At 63.5% G+C, this 16,031-nt stretch carries 21 protein-coding genes and 1 tRNA gene; 2 read left to right on the top strand and 20 right to left on the bottom strand.

Annotation, left to right across the window (positions count from 1 at the left end):
• From KW836_RS02685 to petA, 8 genes are all read right to left on the bottom strand, one after another.
• Entirely contained in the window at positions 1-1,815 is a 1,815-nt protein-coding gene (locus tag KW836_RS02685; RefSeq protein WP_370632973.1) for a DUF2235 domain-containing protein, read from the bottom strand.
• Between the two features lie 89 nt (positions 1,816-1,904).
• On the bottom strand, positions 1,905-2,435 hold the full coding sequence (locus KW836_RS02680; RefSeq protein WP_218342378.1) for a DUF3304 domain-containing protein: 531 nt from the start codon (positions 2,433-2,435) through the stop codon (positions 1,905-1,907).
• A gap of 363 nt (positions 2,436-2,798) precedes the next feature.
• A tRNA-Thr gene (locus KW836_RS02675) sits at positions 2,799-2,874 on the bottom strand.
• 68 nt (positions 2,875-2,942) lie between these two features.
• The gene (locus KW836_RS02670) at positions 2,943-3,395 is read right to left on the bottom strand and encodes a ClpXP protease specificity-enhancing factor (RefSeq protein ID WP_062840171.1); all 453 of its coding nucleotides are present in this window, start codon (positions 3,393-3,395) and stop codon (positions 2,943-2,945) included.
• 13 nt (positions 3,396-3,408) lie between these two features.
• Positions 3,409-4,020 carry a glutathione S-transferase N-terminal domain-containing protein gene (locus tag KW836_RS02665; protein ID WP_006388039.1) on the bottom strand — a complete coding sequence of 204 codons (612 nt, stop codon included), beginning with the start codon at positions 4,018-4,020 and terminating at the stop codon, positions 3,409-3,411.
• Between the two features lie 151 nt (positions 4,021-4,171).
• Positions 4,172-5,023: a cytochrome c1 gene (locus KW836_RS02660; protein ID WP_128829736.1), complete on the bottom strand. Its 852-nt coding sequence runs from the start codon at positions 5,021-5,023 to the stop codon at positions 4,172-4,174.
• A 24-nt stretch (positions 5,024-5,047) separates the two neighbouring features.
• Entirely contained in the window at positions 5,048-6,436 is a 1,389-nt protein-coding gene (locus KW836_RS02655; protein ID WP_056320424.1) for a cytochrome bc complex cytochrome b subunit, read from the bottom strand.
• Between the two features lie 74 nt (positions 6,437-6,510).
• On the bottom strand, positions 6,511-7,152 hold the full coding sequence (petA, locus tag KW836_RS02650) for a ubiquinol-cytochrome c reductase iron-sulfur subunit (RefSeq protein WP_128829737.1): 642 nt from the start codon (positions 7,150-7,152) through the stop codon (positions 6,511-6,513).
• A gap of 138 nt (positions 7,153-7,290) precedes the next feature.
• Here petA and mscL point away from each other — a divergent pair, with 138 nt between their 5' ends.
• Positions 7,291-7,737, top strand: a complete 447-nt coding sequence (gene mscL / locus KW836_RS02645; RefSeq protein ID WP_105236917.1) for a large conductance mechanosensitive channel protein MscL — start codon at positions 7,291-7,293, stop codon at positions 7,735-7,737.
• Between the two features lie 52 nt (positions 7,738-7,789).
• Here the strand turns inward: mscL and KW836_RS02640 are convergent, their stop codons facing one another.
• Positions 7,790-8,566, bottom strand: coding sequence for a Nif3-like dinuclear metal center hexameric protein (locus KW836_RS02640; RefSeq protein ID WP_175211966.1), 777 nt, complete (start codon positions 8,564-8,566; stop codon positions 7,790-7,792).
• A 19-nt stretch (positions 8,567-8,585) separates the two neighbouring features.
• Here KW836_RS02640 and KW836_RS02635 point away from each other — a divergent pair, with 19 nt between their 5' ends.
• Positions 8,586-9,743, top strand: a complete 1,158-nt coding sequence (locus tag KW836_RS02635) for a trypsin-like peptidase domain-containing protein (RefSeq protein WP_218342377.1) — start codon at positions 8,586-8,588, stop codon at positions 9,741-9,743.
• On the opposite strand, the gene KW836_RS02630 is transcribed toward KW836_RS02635, so the two are convergent.
• The 11 genes from KW836_RS02630 to hisB form a co-directional block, all read right to left on the bottom strand.
• The gene (locus tag KW836_RS02630) at positions 9,740-10,159 is read right to left on the bottom strand and encodes a helix-turn-helix domain-containing protein (RefSeq protein WP_128829738.1); all 420 of its coding nucleotides are present in this window, start codon (positions 10,157-10,159) and stop codon (positions 9,740-9,742) included. The genes KW836_RS02635 and KW836_RS02630 overlap by 4 nt on opposite strands.
• Positions 10,160-10,246: 87 nt before the next feature.
• Positions 10,247-11,041, bottom strand: coding sequence for a twin-arginine translocase subunit TatC (gene tatC / locus KW836_RS02625; RefSeq protein WP_128829739.1), 795 nt, complete (start codon positions 11,039-11,041; stop codon positions 10,247-10,249).
• Complete coding sequence (gene tatB, locus KW836_RS02620) at positions 11,038-11,619, bottom strand: Sec-independent protein translocase protein TatB (protein ID WP_218342376.1); 582 nt, start codon at positions 11,617-11,619, stop codon at positions 11,038-11,040. Before tatB ends, tatC begins: the two co-directional genes overlap by 4 nt.
• Before the next feature lie 75 nt (positions 11,620-11,694).
• Positions 11,695-11,922, bottom strand: a complete 228-nt coding sequence (tatA, locus tag KW836_RS02615) for a Sec-independent protein translocase subunit TatA (RefSeq protein ID WP_056320404.1) — start codon at positions 11,920-11,922, stop codon at positions 11,695-11,697.
• A 14-nt stretch (positions 11,923-11,936) separates the two neighbouring features.
• Positions 11,937-12,305, bottom strand: coding sequence for a histidine triad nucleotide-binding protein (locus KW836_RS02610; protein ID WP_056320402.1), 369 nt, complete (start codon positions 12,303-12,305; stop codon positions 11,937-11,939).
• Between the two features lie 17 nt (positions 12,306-12,322).
• Positions 12,323-12,673 (bottom strand): phosphoribosyl-ATP diphosphatase, encoded by a 351-nt coding sequence (locus KW836_RS02605; RefSeq protein ID WP_128829740.1) that lies wholly within the window; start codon positions 12,671-12,673, stop codon positions 12,323-12,325.
• Entirely contained in the window at positions 12,670-13,074 is a 405-nt protein-coding gene (hisI, locus tag KW836_RS02600) for a phosphoribosyl-AMP cyclohydrolase (RefSeq protein ID WP_179690781.1), read from the bottom strand. Before hisI ends, KW836_RS02605 begins: the two co-directional genes overlap by 4 nt.
• A gap of 2 nt (positions 13,075-13,076) precedes the next feature.
• Complete coding sequence (hisF, locus tag KW836_RS02595; protein WP_175156357.1) at positions 13,077-13,898, bottom strand: imidazole glycerol phosphate synthase subunit HisF; 822 nt, start codon at positions 13,896-13,898, stop codon at positions 13,077-13,079.
• A complete protein-coding gene (gene hisA / locus KW836_RS02590; RefSeq protein WP_006224535.1) occupies positions 13,895-14,635 on the bottom strand; it encodes a 1-(5-phosphoribosyl)-5-[(5-phosphoribosylamino)methylideneamino]imidazole-4-carboxamide isomerase in 741 nt (246 codons plus the stop codon). The genes hisF and hisA overlap by 4 nt, the downstream gene beginning before the upstream one ends.
• Before the next feature lie 56 nt (positions 14,636-14,691).
• Positions 14,692-15,390, bottom strand: a complete 699-nt coding sequence (gene hisH, locus KW836_RS02585) for an imidazole glycerol phosphate synthase subunit HisH (protein ID WP_062840181.1) — start codon at positions 15,388-15,390, stop codon at positions 14,692-14,694.
• Between the two features lie 52 nt (positions 15,391-15,442).
• Positions 15,443-16,030, bottom strand: a complete 588-nt coding sequence (gene hisB, locus KW836_RS02580) for an imidazoleglycerol-phosphate dehydratase HisB (RefSeq protein ID WP_008160445.1) — start codon at positions 16,028-16,030, stop codon at positions 15,443-15,445.
• Position 16,031 lies beyond the last annotated feature (1 nt).

Here is a 16,031-nt window from a genome sequence, read left to right as displayed (position 1 = left end):
TCACCGTGGCAGACTGAACAGCTTCTTCATATCGATGCTGTTCTGCAGCGCGCGCCTCGTCGCTTCGTACTCGCGGTGCTCCGCTTCCTGGCGCTGTTGTTCGGTGGGTGGCGCCTGGGTCACGGGTTTGCCTGTGCCTCGATAGATGCGACGGTAGCGCAGATAGCCTTGGAGTTCCCACTTGCCGGGCACGGGATCTGCACAGCCAAGGCGGCTAAGCGGTTGATCGAGCGGACGGAAGCCCGCGTAGGAATCATGCAAGTAGTTGGCAAACAAATAGGCTTGCGGCGTCAAGTGCTCCGGATTCTCGGGAGTCGCCAACGTCGGATGTGCCTTGATGCGCTCCAGCACGTCCCCGGCTTCGTCGGCCAGCACCAATCGGCGCGAAGTTCTCGTCACGGCATCGCCGCCATACGCCAACGGACTCACCATGGCCGCACGTTTGAGGTACTCACTCTCCTCTTCGGTCATCCCGTCCAGGGCGGAGATGTCCTTCAGTAGCGTCTGGTTGGCGCCTTCCAAGTCCTGAAAGTCGTGGGGGAAGGCTTTCTTCGCGCGGGCCACCCAGGTTAGTTTGGTTGAAAAGACGTTTCGCACCTGATAACGCCACGCGAGGTAGGAAATCAGCCAATGGCTGGCGGTCGCTTCCGCTGGAACCGCTTGCATGAAGGCGTCGTAGGCGTTGCGTACATCCGGGTGAATGGCGAAGGGGTCATAGCCGATGTCTTCCGCCAACTTCTTGTTCAGCGGAACTTGCGCCATGCGTGCGGCGTCGTACATGAGTTCCAAAGGAATCTGCGACAGCATGTCGTCGTATCGTCCGCTGGGACCGCGCCCCTGACTTCCGGGCAGATAGCCGCCTCCCACATCGGAATGCACACCAGGCACCGCGTATTCCTTGTGCCTGCGTGCAAGGCTGCCATCGGGGCTGCGTATGCTGTCCAGCGGAAACGAGGTGCGATTCTCGTGCATGGCCACATAATGCACGCATTGCACGTTGGCCGGCACTGCTAGTGCGTCGGGCGTGGCCCAAGCGAAATGCCCATCGCCACCGGCGCTGGCCGGAATGCCGATTGAGGCCACCGTGTCGAACAGGCCGACAAACCGAATCTCCGTCTGTACGCCGCACAAGCGATCCCCGTCCATCAGCGCGCGCAACCAATTGCAGAACACGCGGGCCTGGGCAGCACCTCGGGAAAATCCGAAGACGTCCAGCGAAATACTGATCAGCTTGGGCTTGACTGTCCTGGCGATCCTGTCTGCCAACGCCTGGACCTCACGCCGGTAAAACGCCTCTGCGTGCGGGCGAGCACCGTCTCCAAAGCACAGCAAGCCCCCCTCGGTACGCATGCCCACCGCATCCAGCGCCTGCACATCCTGAACGCCTCCCTCCAGAGGGGAATAGGTGCCTGTGCGCTCGAAATAAATGCGCTTGCCGTTGCGGCATAGCGCCATGATGACTTCGTCTGCGTAGCGAAATCTATTGCCGCTGATCGCACGATGAATAAAATCCAGCACGCTCAGCAAGCCAAAGTTGATGCGTCCGTCACCGCCCTGGCCGCTCGACGGTCCGAAAGCGGCGTGGTCGTTCTCGCCGATTTCTGGAAAGGGTGTACCCACGCCTGGAACATATAGCCTGCGCTTACCCTCCGTGAACTTTTCGGGGTATGCCCTGAACAGCCGAGCCACATTTGTGTCTTTCCGCGCCATGAGTTGGGTAATCCCCGGGCCAAGGCCTGGCGCGCATTCGTTCGCATCGTCCCAATATTGGTTGTTGCCCGTCCCATCAAAGAATACGCCGATCTGTAGATCCACCTCGCAGTTCTCCGTGGCGGGAAGGCATTGTGGAAACGACGGGTGGATACTCGGCGTAGGGCCGACGGGATGGGCTCGAAGGAGTTTATTCACTGCGCTCTTTCCATCATGACCGGGCCGCCTGCCCACGAACAGCGTTCGCGATAGCTGCCGTAGACATCCCAGGGGTCCTTGTTAGGGATCAAGTCATCCGGTCCGAGGTAGCCGTTGCCAGGGTAACCAGGACCTACGTTTGCTGAAACGACACGAACGCTTCCATCTGCTAAGAAGTGAACAAACATATGCCCCACCTTTTCGTAGGGGTCCACTGCCACGCGTCGCTCGTAGCTTTGTCCGCCACAATCTCGCCAGTTAGTGACATTCCAGTTCACCACCACCGTTAGATCGGGATGCCATTTCCGCGGCAGCGTCGCGCAGCAGACGACGCTGCCACCAGTGCCTGCTTGATGTCCGCTGGCGCCATTGACCCAGAAGTTCTGCACGCTCACGTGATCCGGCAAGTGATCGATTCCGGTCATGGACGTGCCCACGGTGTCCTGCTTGGCCTGCCGACCGTCACAGCTAGTCAGCTGGACCACGAGCAAGGCGAGTGCTAGAAAAACAAGAGGGAAAACTTTCATGCCGACGCGTTGTTGGTTCTGACTACAGGAGGATTGAATTACCCCAGGACGGGTGTTTCCGCGACCCACTTGTAGACGCCATGCTCAAGGTCGGTAAATAGGATTTCTATTATTTGTGCGGCCAATCCGACCACGATCATGGAGACCGGGTGCAGATCTCCCGGAGCCGCGTCGATCTGGATTCAACCATTGCGCGGTTGCCGTGGCATGAAAGTCACAGGCCGCAGTGTCCGCCGCACGCGGTCAAATGTGCCGTCTCCCGGCGCAATCTGACGGTCGATTCTCACAGGCAAGAAAAAACCCGCATCGCCAGTTTGGATGCGGGTTTCGTGAACTGCGCCAGATGAATCTGGTGGAGATTTTTGGTGCCGGTGAAAGGAATCGAACCCTCGACCTTCTCATTACAAGTGAGCTGCTCTACCAACTGAGCTACACCGGCGATGCGTGCCGGGGCACGCGCAGGGACTGCATTGTAATGAAAAAAATGCAGCCCCTCTCGTGGGGTCGTTATTTGACGATGGTCAGGCGCGGGCGCTTGGGTTCGTCGTCGTCGCCGTCGTCGTCGCCAGGGGCGGGATTGGCGTCAGAGCCTTCCGGGGCGGCAGGGGCCGGCGAGGCGCCCTGGGCGCCGGCTTCGGGCGGCTCGTAGGGCTGGACCTCGAAGCCCATGCCGGCGCCGGTTTCGCGCGCATAGATGGCGCTGACGGCGCCCACGGGAACGTAGACGTTTTCGGTCACGCCGCTGAAGCGGGCCTGGAATTCAATGAATTCGTTGCCCAGCACCAGACGGTTGGTGGCCAGCGTGCCCACGTTCAGCGTGATCTGGCCGTCGCGCACGTGGGCGACGGGCACCATGGTGTGCTCGTCGACCTGCACGGTGATATACGGCGTGTAGCCGTTATCGGTGCACCATTCGTGCAGTGCGCGGATCAGATACGGTTTGGTCGAAGTTTCACCCATTACACAACCAGCCTTAGCGACGCATCACTTTTTCCGAAGGCGTCAGCGCTTCGATGTAGGCCGGGCGCGAGAAGATGCGTTCGGCGTACTTTTGCAGCGGAGCCGCATTCTTGGGCAGTTCGATGCCGTAGTGGTCCAGGCGCCAGAGCAGCGGTGCGACGGCCACGTCGAGCATGGAGAATTCCTCGCCCAGCATGTACTTGTTCTTGAGCAGCATCGGGGCCAACTGGGCCAGACGGTCGCGGATGTTCTGGCGAGCGTTGGCGAGCTTCTTTTCGTCGGGCTTGGCGCTGCGGTCTTCCAGCGTCGAGACGTGAACGAAGAGTTCCTTCTCGAAGTTGTAGAGGAACAGCCGCGTGCGGGCGCGCATGACCGGGTCGGCGGGCATGAGCTGCGGGTGCGGGAAGCGCTCGTCGATGTACTCGTTGATGATGTTCGACTCGTACAGAACCAGGTCGCGTTCGACCAGAATGGGCACTTGACCGTACGGGTTCATCACCGAGATGTCTTCGGGCTTGTTGTACAGGTCGATGTCGCGGATCTCGAAATCCATACCCTTTTCGAACAACACGAAGCGGCAGCGTTGCGAAAACGGACACGTGGTTCCGGAATAGAGCACCATCATGGCGGTAAGTCCTTTATTGAAAAACGAAAGGCCAGCGCCTAAATCTAGCAGGCGCTGGCCCCAATTGCCAGGCAGGATAGGCGTACGGCCCTATCCGCCTCTTCCGTCCCCGATAGACGGGGTGGCTGGGGAACCTGGCGGGGCGTTACGGTTAGCGCACGTGTTTCCAGTACGAGGCATTCAAGCGCCACGTAACAAAGAAGAACAGGAGCAGGAACAACATGACGCCGACGCCGATGCGGACACGCAGTGTCTGGACGGGCTCGGCCATCCAGGACATGAATGCGGTCAGATCAGCGACGTCGTTGTCGTATGTTGCGGTTTGGGCCGGGTTGGCGGCCTTGAATTTGGCATCGAAGGTGGCATGGCCATGGTGATTGGCTAACGGCTCGGCCTTCACCGTGGCAAAACCCTGTGCATCGTACACCGTTGTGACGCGTTCCCAGGTTTTGGGGGCGCCGTCCTTGCCTTCGACCTCGTGGACAGCGACCGTGGTCAGCTCGCGCGGACCCTGTTCCTGCCAGAGGGCATGCGGCATGCCGACCGACGGAAAGACCAGGTTGTTCCAGCCCGTGGCGCGCGACGTGTCGCGGTAGAAGGTGCGCAGGTAGGTGTACAGATAGTCGGATCCCGAGGGGCCGGCGTTCACGGATTTGGCGCGGGCGATCACGGACAAGTCCGGGGGCGTCGTGCCAAACCAGGCCTTGGCGTCCTTTGGCGTCATGGCAACGTGCATCATGTCGCCAATCTTTTCGCCGGTGAACAGCAGGCTTTCCTTGATCTGCTGGTCAGTCAGACCGATGTCCCTGAGCTTGTTGTAGCGCATCGACGACGCGCTATGACAGTTCAGGCAGTAGTTGACGAACAGCTTGGCGCCGTTTTGCAGCGACGCCATGTCGTTGACGCGGTAAGGCGCCTTGTCCAGCGGATAGCCGCCCCCGGCGGCAAAGGTAGCGGTACACGTGAGCATCAAGGCCACGGCACCAATCAGCTTCTTGATCATGGTTAGTCCGTTATTCTCGTTGGCTCAGTGGGCGTGGAACGTGACGCGGTCGGGCACTTGCTTGAAGGTGCCCAGGCGGCTCCATACCGGCATCAGGAAGAAGAAAGCCAGGTACAGCAGCGTGCCGATCTGCGACGTCAGGTTCAACGGCGGACTGGGCGGCTGAGTACCGATGTAGCCGAGCACCAGGAAGTTGACCATGAAGATGCCGTAGATCCACTTGTGCCACGTGGGGCGGTAGCGGATGGACTTGACCGGCGAATGATCCAGCCAGGGCAGGAAGAACAGGATGACGACCGTGCCGCCCATGGCCACCACACCCCAGAACTTGGCGTCGATGACGCGCAGCAGCACGGCGACGACGATAAGGATGCCGGGGACGGCGATGCGCATGAAGCCCTTCAGGTTGCTTTTGGCAAACAGCACGATGGCGCCCAGCACCGACGCGCCCGCCAGCACCCACGTGAATTCATCGGTGGTGGCACGAAGCATCGAGTAGAACGGCGTGAAGTACCAGACCGGCGCAATGTGCGGAGGCGTCTTCAGCGAGTCAGCGGGAATGAAGTTGTTGAACTCGAGGAAGTAGCCGCCCATTTCCGGAGCGAAGAACACGATGGCCGCGAACACCAGCAGGAAGCCCGCCACGCCCACCAGGTCATGCACCGAGTAGAACGGATGGAACGGGATGCCGTCTTTCGGGCGGCCGTACTTGTCCTTCGGGCCCTGCTTGATCTCAACGCCGTCCGGGTTGTTGGAGCCGACTTCGTGCAGCGCCACCAGGTGCGCGGCGACCAGGCCGATCAGCACCAGCGGAATGGCGATGACGTGGAAGGCGAAGAAGCGGTTCAGCGTGGCGTCGGACACGACGTAGTCGCCGCGGATCCAGATGGACAGTTCAGGGCCGATGAACGGGATGGCCGCGAACAGGTTCACGATCACCTGGGCGCCCCAATACGACATCTGGCCCCAGGGCAGCAGGTAGCCGAAGAATGCTTCGGCCATCAGACAGAGGAAGATCGCGACGCCGAAAATCCACACCAGTTCGCGGGGCTTGCGGTAGGAACCGTAAAGCAGGCCGCGCAGCATGTGCAGGTACACGACGACGAAGAACATCGAGGCGCCGGTCGAGTGCATGTAGCGCACCAGCCAGCCCCACGGGACTTCGCGCATGATGTATTCGACGGACTGGAACGCGCGCTCGGCGTCCGGCTTGTAGTGCATGACCAGGAAGATGCCGGTCACGATCTGCAGCACCAGCACCAGAAGCGCCAGCGAGCCAAAGAAATACCAGAAGTTGAAATTCTTGGGTGCGTAATACTCGGACAGATGGGCTTTCCAGGTGGAGGTCACCGGAAAGCGCCGGTCCAGCCAGCCCAACAGGCCTGTCGTCTCGACGGTTTTCTCGCCAGCCATGTAACGGCTCCTTCTCTAATACGTGGCGTATTGTTTTTACTTACGTAGATCGGGAAAAAAGCGCGACGCGAGCGTCAGGCCTTGTTGTCTTCATCGACGCCCACGATGATGCGGGTGTCGCTGAGGTACTGGTACGGCGGAACTTCGAGATTATCGGGAGCAGGCTTGTTCTTGAAGACCCGGCCAGCCAGGTCGAACGTGGAGCCGTGGCAGGGACAGAGGAATCCGCCTTGCCAATCCGCGCCCAGACCGCCGCCGCCACCCGTTTCGAAGTGCGCGGTGGGCGAGCAACCCAGGTGCGTGCAGATGCCGACGCAGACGAAGAGCTCGGGCTTGCGCGAGCGGGCTTCGTTTTCGGCATAGGGAGGGGTGAAGCCGGGCCGCTTGGATTGCGGGTCGGCAAGCTGGGGGTCCAGCGCTTTCAGTCCGGCGAGCTGCTCGGGCGAGCGGTGGATGATCCACACCGGTTTGCCGCGCCATTCGACCGTTTTCATGGCGCCGACGGGAATGTCGCCGATATCCACTTCAACGGGCGCCCCGGCCGCACGGGCTTTTTCAGAGGGGGAAAACGTGCTCACAAGCGGCACTGCCGTTGCGACACCTGCTACGCCGCCCACAGCACAGGCGGTGGTAACCCAGAAACGTCGCGAAGGATCAGGTGGCAGGTTGGGATCAACCGCACCGTCATCGTCATGCACCAGCGTATCCTGACTCATCTTCCTATCCTTGTTGATGCGCCCGCTCAACGAGTAGCATCACTTCTGCGGCATCGGGTTCGCGGGAATATGTAACAACATAGCAACCGCGTATTATAGGCCAGCCTACCCCAGGCGTATCACGAATGGAGCGGATTTATGAGCAAATCGACTGGTTTCGTCAAAGAGTTTCGAGATTTCGCGGTCAAGGGCAACGCGGTCGATCTGGCCGTCGGTGTCATTATCGGCGCGGCCTTCGGCAGGATCGTCGACTCGCTGGTGCGGGACATCATCATGCCCCTGGTCAATTTCATCCTGGGCGGATCGGTCGATTTCTCGAATAAATTCCTCGTCCTGTCGATGCCCGAGGGCTATGCCGGTCCGATGACCTACGCGGATCTGACCAAGGCTGGCGCCAACGTGTTTGCGTGGGGCAACTTTGTCACCATCATCATCAATTTCGTCCTGCTGGCGTTCGTGATCTTCTGGATGGTCAAGGCCATCTACAAGGCCCGCAACAAGCAGGAGGAAGCGCCGGCGCCGGCCAAGACGCCGGAAGACGTCGCCCTGCTGCGCGAAATCCGCGACCTGCTCAAGCGGCCGTAAATGAAAAAGCGTCCTTGATCGGACGCTTTTGTTTCTTGCAAGGGCGGCAGGGTCAGGCTGGATTGTCGATATCCACGAATTCGACCTTGACGCCGAAGCGCTCGGCCACGGCCTGTCCCAGCGCCTGGACGCCGTAGCGTTCGGTGGCGTGGTGGCCGGCCGCGATGAAGCCAACGCCGGTTTCACGCGCCAGGTGCACCGTGGATTCCGAGACTTCGCCGGTGATGTAGACGCTTGCGCCCGCGTCCACGGCGTCGGCCATCATGCCCTGGGCGCCGCCCGTGCACCAGGCGATGGTCGCCAGCGGCTGGTCTGGATCGCCCACGACGAGCGGCGGGCGGCCCAGGCGTTGCGCCACGCGCTCGCCCAACTGGCCCAGGGTCTGCAGGCCGGTGGCCTCGCCCAGCCAGATCAGCCCGTCCTGGCCGCAGGTCAGGGGCGCGCCATCGTCGCGCCGCGCGGGGGACAGGCCCAGCACGCGCGCCAGCTGCGCGTTATTGCCCAGCGTGGGGTGCGCATCCAGCGGCAGATGATAGGCGTACAGATTCAGGTCGTTCTTCAGCGTCAGGGCCATGCGGGTGCGACGGGTGCCGATGACGCGGCGGTCTTCGTTGCGCCACATCCAGCCGTGATGCACCAGCACCGCATCCGCGCCGCGTTCGACGGCGGCGCGCAGCAATGCTTCGCTGGCCGTCACACCGGTGATAATGTGTCCGACCTCGGATCGGCCTTCCACCTGCATCCCGTTGGGACAGTAGTCCTTGAAACGGGCCGCCTGCAGGGTGTCGTCCAGCCAGCTGGCCAGGACGCGGGAGTCCACTTTATTCATTGCTAGTCCTATCAGAAACATGCGCCGATATTGGCTGATCTTCGCTCAGGCCGTCACGGTCTGCCTGGGTATTCTATTCGTGGTGACGACGTTGCGGCCCGACCTGCTGCGGGTGAACGGGCCCGGCGCGGTCCTGCCGGCCACCGCGGCGTCCGCGCGCGCGCCCGCCGGCGACGTTGGCGCGGTGTCGTACGCGGACGGCGTGGCAAAGGCGGCGCCCTCGGTGGTGAACGTATTCACCACCAAACACGTGAATGTGCCGTTGATCCCGCTGCCCGATGCCCCGGTGCTGCGCCAGCTGTTTGGACAGATGCCGGGCGTGAGCCGCCGGGAGGCCTCGACCAGCCTGGGCTCGGGCGTCATCGTGAACGCGGACGGCTACGTGCTGACCAACTATCACGTGGTGCAGGCCGCGGACGCCATCGAGGTGGCGCTGCGCGACGGGCGGCGCGACACGGCCAAGGTCGTGGGCGCGGATCCGGACACGGACCTTGCGGTGCTCAAGTTGTCCAGCTTGCGCGAGCTGCCGGCGGCGACGCTGGCGTCCGACAAGGGCCTGCGGGTGGGCGACGTGGTGCTGGCGATCGGCAACCCGTTCGGCGTGGGACAGACGACCACGCAGGGCATTGTGTCGGCGCTGGGCCGCAATGGCCTGGGCCTGAATACCTACGAAAACTTCATCCAGACCGACGCGGCGATCAACCCCGGCAATTCTGGCGGCGCGCTGGTGGACGCCTACGGCAACCTGGTGGGCATCAATACCGCCATCTATTCGGAATCTGGCGGGTCGATGGGCATCGGGTTTGCCACGCCGATCGAGATTGCGCGCAAGGTGATGGACGATATCGTCAAGACCGGTTCGGTCAAGCGCGGCTGGCTGGGCGTGGAGCCGCAGGACGTGACGCCGGAACTGGCGCGGGCCTTTGCGTTGCCGCGCGACACGACGGGGGTGATCATCGCCGGCGTCATGCGCGATGGCCCGGGCGCGCGCGGCGGCTTGCGCGTGGGCGACATCGTGCAGTCGGTCAATGGCAAGCGGGTGGCGGACACGACCGGCCTGCTATCGGAGATTGCGCAGGTGCCGCCCGGCCAGCGGGCCGCGCTGGGCATTTTGCGCGGCGGCAAGCCCGCGGAACTGGCGGTGGTGGTGGGTACGCGACCGGGAAAGCCGCGCTAGGCGCATTTACGCGCCGCCGCACGGGCGGCGCCGGGGCTGACGCCGGTACCGGGCTTGTCAGACAGTTCGCGCACCAGCGCCAGGATCAGCCGCTTGGTGCTGTCGGGTTGCGGCGCAAGCCGCGCACAGATTTCGGCGCAGTAGCCATCGACGCCATTGGCCGCGGCGTCTGGCAGCCGGGGCGTGGGGTTTGCCCCGGGCGCGGCGGGCACCACGCCGTCTGTCAGCCACGGCACGCTGGTGCCCAGGGCGTGCGCCAGCCGCACGAGCGTATTGCGGGCGGGCGAATAGCGGTCTTCGCGGGTAAGAATGCGATGAATGCAGGACTGCGGCACGCCCGACAGGCGCGCAAGCTGGTTCTGGCTATGGATGCCGCGCCACCGCATGAGGGTGCGCAGTCTTTGAGAAAGCGACATGACTGCAATGTAGGACTGCGGTCAGAGGCCGACAAGGTAAAACGGTCCGCTTTTATGCGGACCGTCTTGGTGGCTATGCGCCCGAGGTCAGTGGCGTTCGGTCAGGGAGTCCGACGCTGCGTCGTCCGCTGACGCACTTTCCTTTGGCGTGACCATGCGGGCGCAGATCAGTCCGACCTCGTAGAGCAGGCAAAGCGGCACCGCCAGCATGAACTGGCTGACCACGTCGGGCGGGGTGACCACGGCGGCGATGATGAAGGCGCCCACCACCACGTAGCCGCGCGCGGCCTTCAGCTTGGAGAGCTCGACCACGCCCATCTTGACCAGCAGCACGACCGCCACCGGCACTTCGAACGTGATGCCGAACGCCAGGAACATCGTCATGACGAAGCTGAGATAGGCCTCGATGTCCGGCGCCGGCGTGATGGACTGCGGCGCGAACGTGGCGATGAAGTGGAACACCGTGCGGAACACCACGAAATAGCAGAACGCCATGCCCGCGATGAAGAGAAACGTGCTGGATACGATGAGCGGCAGCGCCAGGCGCTTTTCGTGCCGGTATAGCCCGGGGGCCACGAAAGCCCAGGCCTGATACAGCACCACCGGCAGCGCCAGGATGAACGCGGCCATCATCGTGACCTTGACGGGCACCATGAACGGCGTGATGACGCCCGTGGCGATCATGCGGGTGCCTTCGGGCAGCGAGGCCAGCATGGGCGCGGCCAGCACGTCGTAGATGGCCGACGCGCCGGGATAGATGAAGAGCACGATGAACACCGCCACCACGGCGCCGACAGCGCGCAGCAGACGGGTGCGCAGCTCGACCAGATGAGAGATGAAGGTCTCTTGCTGGCCTTCTTCTTGGGTTGCGTCCTGGGTCACGACGAAGTTCCGGAAGGCGAGACGGGCTTGGCGGCAGGCGCGGCGACGTCAGCCGCGGTCGCGCTGGGCGCCGGGGCGGGTTGATGTTGGGGGGCGGCCGGGCGCGGGTTGGCGTTGGGCACGGGTTGGGGCTCGGCGGCAGGCAGGTCCAGGTCCAGATTGTGGTTCTGGCTGGGCGGGGCGATTGTGCGCGCGGGCTCGGCGGGCGTCTCCGCGGCGGGCGCCTGCGTGGCAGTTGCCGTGGCCGGTGAGGCGGGGGCGGCCTTGCCGTTGGCTTCGCGGGCGACTTCGTCCAATTCGGCGCGGAACTGCTGCACGGGTTCCTGCAGCGAGGCCCCGGTCTCGTTCAGCGATTGCTGCACGCCCTGGGCCGCGTCTTCCATTTCAGTCTTGAACTTGCGGAGTTCGTCGAGTTCGATTTCGCGCTGGATATCGGACTTGACGTCATTGACGTAACGCTGCGCGCGGCCCAGCAGGTGACCGACGGTGCGGGCAACCTTGGGCAGGCGTTCGGGGCCGATGACGATCAGGGCGACGACGCCGATCACCATCAGTTCAGTGAGGCTGACATCAAACATTCGACGGCCGCTCGGGAATTGAAGCAATAAGGGCCGGCCCGTTCAGGGCTGGCCCGGAGGGAGGCTGGCTGACGCTCAGGAGTTGGACTTTTCCTTGGCCTGCACGTCGATGGTGTCGCCGGCAACGCGCTGCTGCGTGACCGGTTCGGCGGGCTTGTCGCTGTTGGCTTCCTTCATGCCGTCCTTGAACCCTTTGACCGCGCCGCCCAGATCGCCGCCGATGTTGCGCAGCTTCTTGGTGCCGAAAATCAGCGCGACGATGACCAGGACGACCAACCAATGCCAAATGCTGAAACTACCCATGATGATTCTCCGAATTACGCAGTGGGGGCCACGCGCCCTTTCCAGGGACGCGAGCCGCCGATGATGTGGAAATGCAGATGCGGGACTTCCTGGCCGCCTTCGACGCCAGAGTTGATCATGATGCGAAATCCGCCATCGGGGCCCGGACGGCAACCGTTTTCGGCGGCAAGCCGCGGCGCCAACGACATCATTCTACCCAACCAATCTGCGTCCTCGCCCGTAATATCCTGCATGGATGTGACATGACGTCGAGGGATCAGCAGTAAATGGACCGGCGCGGCCGGATTGATATCGTGAAATGCAACAAAGTCCTCGTCCTCGTAGACCTTCTTGGACGGGATGTCGCCGGCGGCGATCTTGCAGAAAAGGCAGTTGTCGCTCATGGGTTTGGTTTCCGTGGTCAGTCCTTCGGGCGGCTTGCCTTTTCCGCCAGGCCCGACAGGCCCTCGCGGCGGGCCAGCTCGGCCAGCACGGCTTCAGGCCGCAGGTTGAAATGCGTCAGTGCCACCAGGCAGTGGAACCACAAATCGGCGGTTTCGCTGACGATGCGGTCGGGCACGCCATCCTTGGCGGCCATGACCAGTTCCGTGGCTTCTTCCCCGATCTTCTTCAAAAAGGCGTCGGGGCCCTTGGCCAGCAGCTTGGCCGTGTAGGAAGCCTGGGGATCGCCGCCGTTTTGCGGGCGGCGCGTTTCCAGCGTGTCTGCGATGCGCGCCAGGATGTCGGCGGCGGTCAGGGTCTGATCGGTCATTTGTAGATGAGTTCCGGGTCTTTGAGCACCGGATCCACCGTGACCCACGACGCATGGTCGGTCTGACCTTCCAGGCGGCGGAAAAAGCAGCTGGCGCGGCCGGTGTGGCAGGCGATGCCGCCTTGCTGGCGGACCTTCAGGAGGACCACGTCGCCGTCGCAATCCAGGCGCAGTTCGTGCACTTCCTGGACATGGCCGGATTCTTCGCCCTTGCGCCACAGACGCTTGCGCGAGCGCGACCAATAGACCGCGCGGCCGGTGGCGGCCGTTTCGGCCAGCGATTCGCGGTTCATCCAGGCGACCATCATGATCTGGCCGTTTTCGGCGTCTTGGGCGATGGCGGGGATCAGGCCGTTTTCGTCGAAGACGACGTCGGCCATCCAGGCAGGTTCGTTGCTCATGTTCAGTCCAATCGTACGGCGATGCCCTGTTCGGCCATGAAGCGCTTGCACTCGCCGACGGTATGCTGGCCAAAATGGAAGATGCTGGCGGCCAACACCGCGCTGGCGCGGCCGGTGGTGACGCCGTCGGCCAGATGCTGCAGGTTGCCGACGCCGCCGGAGGCAATGACGGGCACCGGTACCGCGTCCGAGACGGTGCGGGTCAGTTCCAGGTCGAAGCCGGACTTGGTGCCATCGCGGTCCATGCTGGTGAGCAGGATTTCGCCCGCGCCATAAGCGGCCATGCGGCGCGCCCACGCCACGGCGTCCAGGCCGGTGGCCTTGCGGCCGCCGTGTGTGAAGACTTCCCAGCGCGCCGGTTCGCCGGCCGCGGAGACGCGGCGGGCGTCGATGGCCACGACCACGCATTGTGAGCCGTGGTAGTCCGAGGCCGCGCGAACCAGGTCGGGATTGGCCACCGCGGCGCTGTTGATGCTGATCTTGTCGGCGCCGGCGTTCAGCAGGCGCTGGATGTCGGACACCTGGCGCACGCCGCCGCCCACCGTCAGCGGAATGAAGACCTGCGAGGCCACCTGCTCGATGATGGGCAGGATCAGGTCGCGGCCGTCGCTGGTGGCGGTGATGTCCAGGAACGTGAGTTCGTCGGCGCCCTGCTCGTTGTAGCGGCGGGCGATCTCGACGGGGTCGCCCGCGTCGAGCAGGTTGACGAAGTTCACGCCCTTGACGACGCGGCCGGCCGTGACGTCAAGGCAGGGAATGATGCGGCGGGTCAGCGCGTTGTGCATGGACGCGCCGGCCCCGGGGGTGCTGCTGGATGTGGTCATTTTGCCAATTCGTCGGCGCGCGCCTGCGCGGCCTGGAAGTCGAGCGTGCCTTCGTAGATGCTGCGGCCCAGGATGGCGCCTTCGACACCCTCTTCCTCGACGGCGCACAGCGCCTCGATGTCCTGGATGCCGGCGATGCCGCCCGAGGCGTACACGGGAATGCGCACGTGCTGGGCCAGGCGTACGGTGGCTTCGACGTTGACGCCCGACAGCATGCCGTCACGGCCGATGTCGGTGTAGATGATGGCTTCGCAGCCGTAGTCTTCGAACTTCTTGGCCAGATCCAGCACGTCGTGGCGGGTCAGCTTGCTCCAGCCATCGGTGGCGATCTTGCCGTCGCGGGCGTCCAGGCCAACGATGATCTGGCCGGGGAAGGCGCCGCAGGCGTCCTGCAGGAAGCCCGGATTCTTGACGGCGGCCGTACCAATGATGACGTAGGAGATGCCGGCGTCGAGGTAGCGTTCGATGGTGTCCAGGTCACGGATGCCCCCGCCGATCTGGACGGGAATGTCGTCGCCGACGGCGTCCAGGATCGCCTTGATGGGCGCTTCGTTCTTGGGCTTGCCGGCGACGGCGCCGTTCAGGTCGACCAGATGCAGGCGGCGGGCGCCCTGGTCAAGCCAGCGGGTGGCCATGGCGGCGGGGTCTTCGGAGAACACCGTTGCATCGTCCAGGTCACCCTGGCGCAGGCGCACGCAACGCCCGTCTTTGAGATCGATGGCGGGGATCAGCAGCATGGTTGGCAGCGAGAAAAAAAATGGGGTTGAACGGGCTGGCGCACGGGGCTCGGGGCCTACGGCTGCCAGTCTACAAAATTGCGATACAGGCGCAAACCGTGCTCGGCGCTCTTTTCGGGGTGGAACTGCACCGCGAAAATGTTAGCTGCGGCCACCGCGCAGGTAAAGGTGACGCCATAATCGGTTTCACCAACCGTCAGGCCCGGATCGGCCGGATCGGCGTAATAACTATGGACGAAGTAGAAGTGCGAATCGTCCGGAATGCCTTCCCAGATCGGGTGAGACCGGGTGTGGCGGACCTTGTTCCAGCCCATGTGCGGCACCTTCAGGCGCTCGGGGCGGGTGTCCGCCAGACCTGCCGCGCCGGTGTCGGCCAGGCAGGCTTCGTCGTCGGCGGGGATCAGGTCGGCAAAGCCGGGGCCGGAAAAGCGGCGCACGACGCCCGGGAACAGTCCCAGGCAAGTGGTGGCGCCCTCTTCGCTGGCGTCGAACAGCATCTGTTCGCCAACGCAGACGCCCAGCAGGGGCTTTTCGCGGGCGGCGCGCACGACGGCGTCGCGCAGCCCGGATTCGTTCAGGGTGCGCATGCAGTCCGCCATCGCGCCCTGGCCCGGAAACACCACGCGGTCGGCGGCGGCGATTTCCTGGGGCTGGTTGCAGATGCGGATGTCGGCGTCAGGCGCGGCGTATTTCAGGGCGCGTGCGACGGAATGGAAATTGCCCATTCCGTAGTCGACGATGGCGATAGTGGTCACTTCTGTCTGCCTGGTGCGGTGCGAAGGGGATGGCTTGCCTGGGTTGCGTACCTTACAGCACGCCCTTGGTGGACGGCACGACGTCGCCCATGCGCGGGTCGACTTCCAGCGCCATGCGCAGCGCGCGGCCACAGGCCTTGAACACGGTTTCCGCCTGATGGTGCGAGTTGAAGCCGCGCAGGTTGTCGATGTGCATCGTGATCAGCGCGTGATTGACCAGGCCCTGGAAGAATTCGCGCGTGAGGTCCACGTCGAAGCTGCCGATGTGCGAGCGCGTGAACGGGATGTGATATTCCAGGCCGGGACGGCCGGAGAAGTCCACCACCACGCGCGACAGCGCTTCGTCCAGCGGCACGTACGCGTGACCGTAGCGGCGCAGGCCAGCCTTGGTGCCCGCGGCCTTGGCGATGGCCATGCCCAGCGTGATGCCCACGTCTTCCACCGTGTGATGCGCGTCGATGTGCAGGTCGCCCTCGGCCTTGATGTCCAGGTCGATCAGGCCGTGACGCGCGATCTGGTCCAGCATGTGATCCAGGAAGGGCACGCCCGTGTCGATCGTCTGCTTGCCGGTGCCATCCAGGTTGATGGCCACGCGGATGCGGGTTTCGTTGGTGTTGCGGGTGATTTCTGCGGTACGCATG

Origin of the sequence: Achromobacter sp. ACM05, from assembly GCF_019218915.1 — a bacterium.
Taxonomy (GTDB): Bacteria; Pseudomonadota; Gammaproteobacteria; order Burkholderiales; family Burkholderiaceae_B; genus Achromobacter; species Achromobacter animicus.
This window is presented reverse-complemented; position numbering and strand designations above follow the sequence as displayed.